The following is an 11,728-nucleotide window of genomic DNA, read 5'->3' on the forward strand; positions in this document are numbered from 1 at the left end:
CGTCTTTGTCGGTATCACCGGCGTGCGGCTCACGTCCGGGGGTGGGGGTCTCGCTGACCGGCCGTCGCGCCCCGGGACGGGGGCGTCGTACTCAGCGATGCGGTGACTATCTCCCGCCGTGTGAGGGCGGTCACCCTTCCGTTCATTTAGTTCACAATCAGCCATGGAGGCAGACTGACGACATGCGCATCCCCGTCCCGGTCCCCAGACCCCGCAGCCTGGCCGGCCAGCTGTTCGCCATGCAGGCCGTGCTGATAGCGGTGCTCGTCGCCGGGTACGCGGTCTTCACCTACGTCAGTGACCGCGGGCAGGCCGAGGACTCGGCGGGGCGGCAGGCCAAGGCCGTGGCGCAGTCGATCGCCGACGCGCCGTCCGTGCGGGAGGCGATCCGTACCGGCGATCCGACGGCCGAGCTCCAGCCGTACGCGCTGCGGGTCCAGCGGGACGCCGAGGTCGACTTCGTCACGATCATGAGCCCTGCGGGCATCCGCTGGACGCACCCCGACGAGGACCAGATCGGCCAGCACTTCCGCGGGCACACCGCGCGCGCCCTGCGGGGCGAGCCCTTCACCGAGACGTACACGGGCACGCTCGGCCCGTCCGTGCGGGCGGTCGTACCGATCTACGACGGAGGCGACGAGCCGGCGCACATCGTGGGGATGGTCAGCGCGGGCATCCGGGTCGAGGAGATCAGCAAGCGGATGCAGGACCAGCTGACGGCCCTGCTCGGGGTGGCGGCGGGCGCGCTCGCGCTGGGCGCGGTCGGCACGTACGTCATCAATGCCCGGCTGCGCCGGCACACCCATGGCATGAACGCGGCCGAGCTGAGCCATATGCACGACTACCACCAGGCCGCGTTGCACGCGGTACGCGAGGGGCTGCTGATGCTGGACGGGCAGTACCGTGTGGCGCTGATCAATGACGGCGGGCGTGAGCTGCTGGGCGTGGACGGAGATGTGGTGGGACAGTCGGTCGCGGAGCTCGGCCTGCCCGCCCCGCTCACCGGGGCGCTGCTGGCCTCCGAGCCAAGGGTGGACGAGGTGCATCTGGCCGCGGAACGGGTCCTGGTGGTGAACACGTCGCCGGTGTCCGGCGGTGAGCGGCGCGGCACGGTGGTGACCCTGCGGGACGTGACCGAACTCCAGTCCCTGATGGGCGAGTTGGACTCCGAGCGGGGCTTCACCCAGGCGCTGCGCTCACAGGCGCACGAGGCGGCTAACCGCCTCCACACGGTCGTCTCACTGATCGAACTCGGACGCGCCGAGGAGGCGGTGGAGTTCGCGACCGCCGAGCTGGAACTGGCGCAGGCCCTGACGGACCAGGTCGTCGCGGCGGTGAGCGAGCCGGTGCTGGCCGCGCTGCTGCTGGGGAAGACGGCACAGGCCAACGAGCGGGGCGTCGAACTCGTCGTCTCGGACGACAGCCGCCTCGACGACGGCCTGCTGCCCCCGTCCCTGCCCGCCCGCGACCTGGTGACGATCCTCGGCAACCTGATCGACAACGCGGTGGACGCGGCGCAGGGCAGTGTGGGGGCACGGGTGACGGTGACGGCGTACGCCGAGGGCAGCCAGCGCGGTGAGCTGGTACTCCGGGTCTCCGACACCGGCACCGGCGTGGACCCCGCGCTCGCCGAGACGGTGTTCCAACGCGGCTTCTCCACGAAGCCGGCCGGCCCGGGCGGCCGAGGCCTGGGCCTGGCCCTCGTCCGCCAGGCCGCGACCCGGCACCAGGGCGTGCTGTCGGTGGCGGAGGCGGAGGGGGGCGGGGCCGTGTTCGAGGTGCGGTTGCCGTTGGTGGAGGAGGGGGGCTCGGTGGAGGAGCGGGGCTCGGTGGAGGAGCGGGGCTCGGTGGAGGGGGGTGGCTCGGGGGGAGGGGCTGCCTCGGTGGAAGCTGCTGGCTCGTTCGAGAGGGGCCGCACCGGGACAGGGGCCGCTTCGGCAAAAGACGCCAGGTCGGTCGGCAGGGGTGGTTCGGGTACAGGGGCCGCTTCGGCGGAAGACGCCGGCTCGGTCATGAGGCGCGACTCGGGGACAGGGGCCGCCCCGGCGGAAGACGCCAGGTCGGTCGGCAGGGGTGGTTCGGGTACAGGGGCCGCCTCGGCGGAAGACGCCGGCTCGGTCATGAGGCGCGACTCGGGGACAGGGGCCGCCCCGGCGGAAGACGCCGGCTCGATCAAGAGGGGCCGCTCCGGGACAGGGGCCGCCCCGGTGGAAGACGCCGGCTCGGTGGAGGGGGCGGCTTCGGCAGGAGAGGCGGCTTCGGTGGGAGGGGCAGTTTCGGTGGAGGGGAGCGTCTCGGTGGAGAGCGCGGTCTCGGCCGAGGGGGCCGGTTCAGGACAAGGGGCAGCCCGGGCAGGAGGCACCGCTTCCGCGGCGGAGGCCGGCCTGGCCGAGGGTGCCCCTTCCAAGAAGGGAACCGGCTCGACGGAAGCGGCCGGCTCCGAGGGCGCGGTCGTTTCGAGAGGTGACGTATGACGGCGGCGGCCGAGCAGGCGATTCGCGTCCTGGTCGTGGAGGACGACCCGGTGGCGGCGGACGCGCACATGATGTACGTCGGCCGGGTGCCGGGCTTCGTCGCGGTCGGCAAGGCGCACACGGGAGCGGAGGCGCGGCGCGCGCTGGAGCGGACGCCGGTGGATCTGCTGCTGCTGGACCTGCACCTGCCGGATGTACACGGACTGCAGCTGGCACGGTCACTGCGGGCCGCCGGGCATCACGCGGATGTCATCGCGGTGACGTCGGCCCGGGATCTGGCCGTGGTGCGGGAGGGGGTGTCGCTGGGGGTGGTGCAGTACGTACTGAAGCCGTTTACGTTCGCGACGCTTCGGGACCGGCTGGTGCGGTACGCCGAGTTCCATGCGGCGGTGGGCGAGGCGAGCGGGCAGGACGAGGTGGACCGGGCGCTGGCGGCGCTGCGGGCACCGGGGCCGGCCGCGCTGCCGAAGGGGTTGAGCGGGCCGACGTTGGAGCGGGTGACGGGGGCTGTGCGGGAGGCCGAGGAGGGGCTTACTGCGGCGGGGGTGGCCGAGGCCGTGGGGATTTCCCGGATTACGGCTCGGCGGTATCTGGAGCATTTGGTGGAGGCGGGGAGGGCTGAGCGGGCGCCGGTTTATGGGCAGGTGGGGCGGCCGGAGTTGGTTTATCGGTGGGTTCGGGGGGGTTCTGGGCGGTGAGGGTGGCGGCTCGGGCGCGGGATTGGGCGGCTTCGGCGGGGGCGTTGGCGCGGGTGTAGGCGTCGGCGGCCTGGAGCCAGTTAGTGCGGGCGTCGGCGGGGCGGTGGGCGTGCACGTGGGCGAGGGCCAGGTTATGGAGGGTCTGGCCCGCCCCGTACCAGTCCTCGAACTCCCGGTATACCTCCAAGGACTTGCCGTACGCCTCGATCGCCTCCTCCGCCCGGCCCACGTTCCGCAGGGCGATACCAAGACAGTGCCACGCCTTGCCCTCGCGGTGACGATCCCCTGCGGCCTGGTACAGGTCACGCGCCTGGGTATGGGTATCGATCGCCTTCTCGACCCGGCCCGCCTGTTGTAGGGCGATGCCGAGGTTGTTCCACGCGCTGGCCTCGCGGTGACGGTCCCCGGCGGCCTGGAACAAGTCGCGGGCTCGGGTGTGGGCGTCGATCGCCTCCTGCATCCGACCCACCTCCCGCAGAGTGATGCCGAGGTTGTCCCACGCAATGGCCTCGCCGCAGCGCTCTTCTGCGCCTTGGAACAAGTCGCGGGCTCGGGTGTGGGCGGCAATCGCCTCCTCCTCCCGACCCGCTCCCCGCAGGGCGCTGCCGAGGTTGTCCCACGCGATACCCTCGCTCAACCGCTTCCCCCACCGATGGGCGGCCTCCCGCTCGGCCCCGGCGACAGCGATCCAGTCGTCGAAATACCGCCGCCAGATCAGGTACTCCCCCAGACATCCGGCCAGCCGCACCGCCGTGTCCGCGTACCGCTCCTCCCGCCCCCACAACACCGCCGCCACCAGCCCCGCCCGCTCCGCGTCCAGCCAGGCCAAGGCCTGCCCTCGTTCCGCGAACCGCTCCGGCTCGACCGCCCCCGGCAACCACCTCAACCGGTCATCAGCCGCATCCGCCCACCGGTAATAGAACGCCAGCACCCGCTCCCGCGCCTCCTCCCCCTCCTCCCGCAAACCCGCATCCCGATCCACCACCCCCACCCCGAACCCCCGCACCAGGTCATGCAACCGCCACCACCCCCGCCCACTCCCCCGCTCCACAAGGTGCGCGCGGGCGAGCGCCCTCAGGTCCCGCAGCGGAGGCGCCTCCGCCCCGACCAGCACGCTGACGACCTCGTCGCTCACCTCGGGCCCGGGCGCGAGGGCGAGCAAGCGCAGCAGGCGGGCCTGTTCGGGCGGCAGACGGCGGTAGGAGAGGTCGAAGGCGGCGCGGACGGTGCGGTCGCCGTCGTCGAGGGGGTCGAGGCGGTCGTGCGACGCGGCGAGTTCGGCCACGAGTTCCGCGACCGGCTTGTCCGGGTCTTCCGCCAGCAGTGCGGCCGCGATCTGGAGGGCCAGCGGCAGGTATCCGCAGCGGGCGGCGAGTCGCTCGGCCGCGTCGGGGTCGTCGGTGACACGGCTGTCGTCCGGGTCGGCGATCCGCAGGGCGAGGCCGAGGAGGTCGTACGCGGCCTCGGGCGTGAGCTGGCTCAGGGGAACGAGCCGGGCGCCGAGTTGAGGGAGGCGGTCGCGGGACGTGACCAGGACGCGGTGGCGGGTGTCGCCCGGGAGGAGCGGGCGGACCTGGTCCGGCGACGACGCGTTGTCGGCCAGGACCAGCACCGGCCCGCGTTCCCGCGCGCGCTCGGCGAGTACCGAACGGTAGAGGGCCGCGCGGTCGTCGGACGTGGCGGGGATGTGCCCCGGCGGGACTCCGAGGGCTCGCAGCAGGGACTGGAGTGCCTGGTCGGCGGTGACCGGATCGTCGTCGTACCCGTGCAGGTCGACGAAGAGCTCCCCGCCCGGGAACCAGCCTTTCTCACGGGCCAGGTGCGCGGTCTCGACGGCGAGCGCGGTCTTCCCGATGCCGCCGAGTCCGGACACGGCGGCGACGAGGACCGCCGTGCAGTCCGGCGACCGGGGCACGGCCGCCGGGTCCAGGGCGCGCAGCAGCGCCTCCGTCTCGTCGCCGCGTCCGGTGAAGCCGCCGGGCCTGGGCGGCAGGGAGGCCATGGCCTCCGGCGCGGCGGCCCCGCTCTGCTGGATCACGACCTGGACGCCGACCACCTCACGCAGGAACAGCCCGCCCCGGAAGTCGGTGTGGTCGCCGCCGTACCAGGCCTTCCCGCTGCCCGGCGCGTGCCGCTCCATGGCCTCCGCGACGGCGCCGGCGATCCGCGGGTCGGCGGCGAGCAGGTCCGCGACCCGGCCGCCCCAGGCCCGTACCGCCTCCCGCCGGTCCGGACGCCCCGCCACCTCGGCGAGCGCCTGTGCGGACGCACCCGTGTCCAGCCGCAACGCCCGCGCCAGTTCCTCCGTCATCAGGCGCCCGGCGTCCCCGCCCGCGCCTTCGGCCAGGGCCGCCAGCAACGCCGCTCTCATGTGCCCGTACCGTCCCCCGCTCCATGCCACCGGCCCACGCGGAGCCGTAGGTCAACGGTACGGCGTCAGGCGGGAGTTCGCGCCGGTCTCGCGTACAGCACGACCTGCACGCCGAGGCCGGCCACCGCGAGCGCCTCCAGCACCGAAAGCGTGACGAGCAGCCCGCCGCCCGCCCCGTCGGCCCAGAACAGCACCAGCGCCGCCAGCGGCACCGCGCAGAACGCCGTCAGGTCGACCACGCACTGGATGACCTTCCGGGACCTGCGGCGCGCGTCGCTCCGGTGGGCCCTCTCCCAGCCGAAGGCCGCGAAATCGCTGCCGGGTTGGGCGAGTTGGGCGAGGCGAGGGCCTAGGTCGTCCCGCACGTACCGCCCGATCGCCGAGATCTTCTCGTCGTTGACCAGGTACGTCCACCCGAGGACGACACACACGGGCGGCAGCGCGAGCAGCATGGACGCCTGCTTGGCCTGCGCCGCCGCGGCGATGACGGCGGCGACCACGGCCAGCGTCACGTACAGCAGATTGTCCCGGAACCCGATCCGCGCCTTCTGCTCGTCCTTGATGCTCTGGTACTCGGCGAGCAGCAACTGCCCGACGGTGACGTCCTGTTCCGGCACTCGAATCCCTTCCCCCGGCTGTACGTTAAGAGTGTGCCGGAGACTGACCCACTGTTCTCGTCCTGACCGCGCTCCCTCTCGAATACGCCGCGATCCGCGCGCACGTCGAGAAGCGGCGAGAGCTCGTGCACCCTGATGGGACCCGGGTCGAGAAGGGCCAACTACCCGATACCGGCTGGCAGGTTGCCATGGCCGAGCTGGGGATGGGCGCCGAGCGAGCCGCCGCTCTCACCACCCAGCTCATCAACTGGCTGCATCCCGAGGCCGTGTTCTTCATCGGTGTCGCCGGCAGTCTCAAGGACGACGTCGGGATCGGTGACGTCGTCGTGGGTACGCAGGTGTACGAGATCCACGGCGGCAAGCAGACACCCGAGGGCTTCCTGGTCCGGCCGAAGGCCCTGCCGGGCTCACACGCGCTCGAACAGGCGGCCCGTTCCGCCGTGCGGGACATGCCCGACGTACGGGCGCACTTCATGCCGATCGCCACGGGGGACGTGGTCCTGGCGGACGCCGAGTCCGAGATCGCCGCGTTCATCCGCCGGAGTTACAACGACGCCGGCGCGATCGAGATGGAGGGCTCCGGTGCGCTGCAGGCGGCCCACCTGAACGGCCGGTTGAACGCCCTCGTGATCCGGGGCATCAGTGACCACGCCAACGCCGACAAGCACAAGGCCGACGCCTCGGGATCCCAGGAGCGGGCCGCCCAGCAGGCCGCCAGGGTCACGGTCGCCGTCCTGCGGAAGCAGCAGCCGCGTGAAGGCTCCTCCAACTCCGAGGAGGGGCCCCATCCCGGCCGCGCAGGCGGCGGAATCACCTACGGCGGCGATCACATCGACTTCCGGGGCGGCACCTTCCACGGGCCCGTCACCGGCAAGACCGACAGGCCGGGACAGGGCGACGACGGGGGGCGGTGAGGACCCACCAGCGCCGGAGCGCGGCTCGGGCACCGTCCACGGCCCGGTTCCGGTCGCGACCACCACACTCCCGCCCCGACCACTCGGCTTCACCGGCCGATCGGCGGAGATGGACCGCCTGCTACCGCGTCTCGCGCCCGCCGCGAACACCGAGGCCGCCACGCTCCCTCTCCTCATCTCCGCCGTCACCGGCATGGGCGGCATCGGCAAGACCGCGCTGGCGGTGGAGGCGGCACACCGGGCCCTGGCGAAAGGCTGGTTTCCCGGCGGGACCCTCTTCGTGGACCTGCGCGGCTACGACGACAACCCGGTCACGGCGGACCAGGCGGTCCTGGCCCTGCTCGACGCGCTCGGCGTCCACGGCCCGGACCTCCCTCCGACGACGGCGCGCCAGTACGACACGTACCGCGCCCTCCTGGCCGAGCGGCAGGACCGGACGCTCCTGGTCCTGGACAACGTCTCGACCCCGTCCCAGTACCTGCCACTGCTGCCCGGCACGGCCCACCACGGAGTGCTGATCACGTCCCGGGACCGCCCGGACGCCCTCCCCTTACGCGTCATCGACCTCGAAGTACTCGATCCGGACGAGTCCGCCGCCCTCGTGACACGCGCTCTCCATGAGGCCGACGAGCGGGACGACCGCCCGGCGCGGGAGCCGACCGCTCTCCGCGAACTCACCGCCCTCTGCGGCCACTTGCCCCTAGCCCTCCAGATCGCCGGCGCGATGCTGCGACGACGCCGCCACCGGGGCATCGCCTCGCTGGTGGCCGAGATCGGGAAGGGCGCGGACCCGGCCGCCGTACTCGACAACGGCAGTTCAGGCACGGATGTGTACGGCCGCTCGCTCCTCCTGCGGCCCGTGCTGGAGACCTCGTACCGCCGCCTGCCACCCGACCAGGCCCGGCTGCTGCGTCTGCTCGCCCTCGCCCCCGGCGCGGAGACCGGAACCGAGGCCGTGGCCGCCCTGGCCGACCTGGACACGGAGGCCACGCTGTCCCTGCTGGAGGACCTGGCCGCCACGCATCTCGTCTCGCCGGTCCAGGACGGCGTGGGATCGGCTTCCGGGTTGCGGTGGCGGTTGCATGACCTGGTGCGGGGGTTCGGGGCGGGTGTGGTGGCCGGGGATGCGGGGCTGCGGGAGGAGGGGGAGGCCGCGCGGGAGCGGGTGCTGGCGTTCTATTACCGGTGGGCGGATGCGGCTGATGACCGGTTGCGGTGGTGGCCGGGGAGTAGGGAGCCGGAGCGGTTCGCGGACCGGGGGCAGGCGTTGGCGTGGCTGGACTCCGAGCGGGCCGGGCTGGTGGCGGCGGCGTTGTGGGCGCGTGAGGAGCGGCACGCGGACACGGCGGTGCGGCTGGCGCTGTGCCTTGGGACGTATCTCGACTGGCGGCGGTACTTCGATGACTGGATCACCGTCATGCGTGCTGCTCAGGAGGCCTCATATCGCGCGGGGGACCGCCATAACGAGGCCAGGGCGTGGAACAACCTCGGCGCCGCCCTGCGGGAAGCGGGCCGGGTAGAGGAGGCGATCGACGCCCACACCCGCGCCCGCGACCTGTTCCAGGCTGCCGAGGACCGCCACGGCGAGGCCGCGGCGTGGAACAACCTCGGCAGCGCTCTGCGGGAGGCGGGCCGGGTGGAGGAGGCGATCGACGCCCACACCCGTGCTCTCGACCTGTGCCAAGCTGCCGGGAACCGCCACGGCGAGGCCAGCGCGTGGAACAACCTCGGCCTCGCCTTGCAGGAGGCGGGCCGGGTAGAGGAGGCGATCGAGGCCCACACTCGCGACCTTGACCTGTGTCGGGCCGCCGAGCACCGCCACCGCGAGGCCACCGCGTGGGGCAACCTCGGCGTCGCCCTGCGGAAGGCGGGCCGGGCAGCGGAGGCGATCGAGGCGTACGGCAAGGGCTTGGAAGTCTGCCGGGAGTTCGAGGACTGGTACGGGGCGGGCCAGAACCTCCGAAATCTGGCCCGCGCCCACGAGCACGCCAACCGCCCCGCCCACGCCCACACTCTCTGGCTCCAGGCCGCCGACGCCTACACCCGCGCCAACGCCCCCACCGAAGCCACCCAAGCCCACACCCGAGCCACCGAACTCAACGAGACCGAGATCTAACCCGCATACCCCCGAGCCCCCCGCCAAGGCACCACCGCCCACATCCGCGTCCCACCCCCAGGCTCCCGAGCCTCCCCGAACCCCCACTCCCCATCACGCTCCCGATGATCCGCCGCTCCGTCGGCACGAACCTGATGCTCGTCACCCTCCAGCCCAGCCTGATCTGGGTGATAACGAAGGGCGGCCTCTATCTGCGTCTGCTGCGAACGGAGGCCTGACCGCCGTGCCTCGGACTCTCGCCTCCCCCAAGACCACTCATTGCCTGGCCACCGACGCGGGCCTGCTGGCGGTGACCGCCGCGTTCTTCTCCCCGCAGGTATGAGTGATCCTGTCCTGGCTGGACACGAACGTGAACCTCCGGCTGAAGCTCCTGGAGGGCGTGACCTGCCGATCGCGGCGATCATGATGCCGGTGTATGCGTTGTTCGTGCGGGTGAACCTGATCGACAGCATGCAGGGCACGATCTTCTTCTTCGCTGCCTCTCAACTGCTGGGGCCTGGCCTGGGCCTGGCCCTGGACCTGGACCTGGCTGATGAAGAACTTCGTGACTCCACCCACGCGTGAACGTGCGGGCTTCCTGCGTCGGTGACTAGGCCACGTTGCAGAGGGCCAGCCCGGCCCTGTTGAGGACGTTCGTCGCACCGACGTGGTCCGCGTTCGCCGCGAACCCACACGCCGTGCACTGGAACCTTGTTTGAGTGACGCGGTTCCCCGTGGCCACGTGCCCGCAGCCGGGACACGTGCGGGAGGTGTTGCGCGCATCCACGGGAACCGTCAGGCGACCGGCACTCTCAGCCTTGTTCGCCAGGATTCCGAGGAACTGCGCCCAACCCGCGTCGAGGATGCTTCGGTTGAGCCCGGCTTTCGCGGCGGCGCCGTTGGGCAGGAAGCTGCCGGGCGTGTCCGGATCGGCCTTGTGTGCGGGCGCTTTGGTCATGCCCGCCGTGTCGAGTCGCTCGTGTGCGATGACGTCGTGGTCGCGCACGAGAGCGAGCGCGGTCTTGTGGTGGAAGTCGGCGCGCTGCCTGCGGATCTTGGCGTGCAGCTTGGCGACCTTCCGGGCCGCAGCGCGATGCTTCTTGGTGCGCTGGCGGGTCCGCTTCGGAAACGTCGCGAGATGCCGCTGCGCCTCGGCCAGTTCATCGGCCATCGTCGCGAGGAAGTGCGGGTTCGCGAGGTGCTCGCCGTCCGATGTGGTCAGGAGGTGAGCGACGCCCATGTCGATGCCCACGACCGACCCGGTGGCCGCAAGCGGCTCGACGGGGACCTCGTCACAGGAGAGGACGACGTACCAGCGGGTTCCCTCGCGCTTCACGCTGATCGTCTTGACGCGGCCCTGTACAGGCCGGTGCTGGTGCACTCGGACGTGTCCGATGTTTTGGAGGCGCACGCGGGTCTGCCGGTCGTGCGGGGTGGAATCCCAGCGGCAGCCGTCGCCGTCCTTCGGGAAGGTGACGGTATCGAAGTGCCCGACGCCCTTGAAGCGCGGGTAGCCCGGCGTCTGCCCGGCCTTTACCCGGCGGAAGAACGCTTGGAATGCCTTGTCGAGACGGCGCAGGGTGGCCTGCTGGGAGGAGAACGACCAGCGGCCCTGACGCTCCGGGTCGAACGTCCGGATGGCTTTTAGCTGGGCGGACTGGGCGCCGTAGCGGACGGTGGTCTTCGAGACGTGCCGGTAGGCGTCCCGGCGCTCCTGCAGCGCACCGTTGTAGAGCGAGCAGTGATCCCGCAGCATCTCGCCCAGCGCGACCGCCTGACGGGCCGTTGGGCGCAGGAGGAACCTGTACGCGCGGATCACCGATCACGCCTCCGCTCGGCGCGGAGCCCCTCGGCGAGTAGCACACAGGCGGCGGCGTTGATCGAGATGCCCACGCGCTCGGCGTATGCCTCGATCTGCCGCTTCAGGTCCGGTGAGACGCGTAGGTTCAACGACTCCCGGCGATCACCTCTCGCCACAACCAAGATGCTACCATTTCGCGATGCGCTGCGAACCCGTGCACAGTCGAGGCCGGAGCAGCGCTGAGAAACAATTCCCCCACCAGCCAAAGCCGGTAGTCCCCTTGCCAGGAGATCTGCTGGACAGGGCGCGCCGAAGGAGCTGGAGGAGGCCGCCTGGACGGACGGGGCGTCGTCGCTCCAGTCGCTGGTGCGGGTGGTGCTGCCGCTGATGGGGCCGGGGGTGGCGGTGGTGACGGTGTTCTCGTTCGTGATGATGTGGGGGAACTTCTTCGTTCCCTTCATGCTGCTGCTCACCCCGGACCAGATGCCGGCGGCCGTGAGCATCAACGAGTTCTTCGGGAACCGCGGGACCGTGGTGTACGGGCAGCTGGCGGCGTTCTCGATCATCTACTCGACGCCGGTGATCCTGCTGTACCTGCTGGTGGCCCGGCGACTGGGGGGCGGGTTCGCGTTGAGCGGGGCGGTGAAGGGGTGATCGCGCGGCGGGGCGGGCCGTGTCGCACCGTCGGGATCGAGCCGCGCGCCACCCCCGCCGTCCGACCCGTCGGACCCGTCGGACCGTCCCCCGTTGACGCACTC

7 protein-coding genes and 3 pseudogenes are annotated in these 11,728 nt (G+C 71.8%); 6 read left to right on the forward strand and 4 right to left on the reverse strand.

Features of this window, described 5'->3' with window-relative positions:
- Positions 1-182: 182 nt before the first annotated feature.
- Positions 183-1,868: pseudogene (locus AQJ67_RS09255) on the forward strand (sensor histidine kinase); the annotation flags it as partial.
- Between the two features lie 602 nt (positions 1,869-2,470).
- A complete protein-coding gene (locus AQJ67_RS09260; protein WP_062717613.1) occupies positions 2,471-3,172 on the forward strand; it encodes a response regulator in 702 nt (233 codons plus the stop codon).
- On the opposite strand, the pseudogene AQJ67_RS09265 reads toward AQJ67_RS09260, so the two are convergent.
- Both AQJ67_RS09265 and AQJ67_RS09270 read right to left on the reverse strand, forming a co-directional pair.
- Positions 3,168-5,543: pseudogene (locus AQJ67_RS09265) on the reverse strand (tetratricopeptide repeat protein); the annotation flags it as partial. The gene AQJ67_RS09260 and the pseudogene AQJ67_RS09265 overlap by 5 nt on opposite strands.
- 65 nt (positions 5,544-5,608) lie before the next feature.
- Positions 5,609-6,160 (reverse strand): hypothetical protein, encoded by a 552-nt coding sequence (locus AQJ67_RS09270; protein WP_062717614.1) that lies wholly within the window; start codon positions 6,158-6,160, stop codon positions 5,609-5,611.
- A 62-nt stretch (positions 6,161-6,222) separates the two neighbouring features.
- Between AQJ67_RS09270 and AQJ67_RS09275 the strand changes: the two genes are divergently transcribed.
- The 3 genes and pseudogenes from AQJ67_RS09275 to AQJ67_RS50645 form a co-directional block, all read left to right on the forward strand.
- Positions 6,223-7,074 carry a 5'-methylthioadenosine/S-adenosylhomocysteine nucleosidase family protein gene (locus AQJ67_RS09275; RefSeq protein WP_107122830.1) on the forward strand — a complete coding sequence of 284 codons (852 nt, stop codon included), beginning with the start codon at positions 6,223-6,225 and terminating at the stop codon, positions 7,072-7,074.
- A 109-nt stretch (positions 7,075-7,183) separates the two neighbouring features.
- Positions 7,184-9,190 carry an ATP-binding protein gene (locus AQJ67_RS09280; protein WP_062717616.1) on the forward strand — a complete coding sequence of 669 codons (2,007 nt, stop codon included), beginning with the start codon at positions 7,184-7,186 and terminating at the stop codon, positions 9,188-9,190.
- A gap of 384 nt (positions 9,191-9,574) precedes the next feature.
- Positions 9,575-9,679 (forward strand): annotated as a pseudogene (locus AQJ67_RS50645) (carbohydrate ABC transporter permease); the annotation flags it as partial.
- A 100-nt stretch (positions 9,680-9,779) separates the two neighbouring features.
- On the opposite strand, the gene AQJ67_RS09285 reads toward AQJ67_RS50645, so the two are convergent.
- The gene (locus tag AQJ67_RS09285; RefSeq protein ID WP_062717617.1) at positions 9,780-10,988 is read right to left on the reverse strand and encodes an RNA-guided endonuclease InsQ/TnpB family protein; all 1,209 of its coding nucleotides are present in this window, start codon (positions 10,986-10,988) and stop codon (positions 9,780-9,782) included.
- On the reverse strand, positions 10,985-11,146 hold the full coding sequence (locus tag AQJ67_RS47520) for a toxin-antitoxin system HicB family antitoxin (protein WP_159058735.1): 162 nt from the start codon (positions 11,144-11,146) through the stop codon (positions 10,985-10,987). Before AQJ67_RS47520 ends, AQJ67_RS09285 begins: the two co-directional genes overlap by 4 nt.
- A gap of 73 nt (positions 11,147-11,219) precedes the next feature.
- Here AQJ67_RS47520 and AQJ67_RS09290 point away from each other — a divergent pair, with 73 nt between their 5' ends.
- Positions 11,220-11,624, forward strand: a complete 405-nt coding sequence (locus AQJ67_RS09290) for an ABC transporter permease subunit (RefSeq protein WP_279616884.1) — start codon at positions 11,220-11,222, stop codon at positions 11,622-11,624.
- The last annotated feature ends 104 nt before the right edge of the window (positions 11,625-11,728 follow it).

This window comes from Streptomyces caeruleatus (assembly GCF_001514235.1).
In the GTDB taxonomy this organism is placed as follows: domain Bacteria; phylum Actinomycetota; class Actinomycetes; order Streptomycetales; family Streptomycetaceae; genus Streptomyces; species Streptomyces caeruleatus.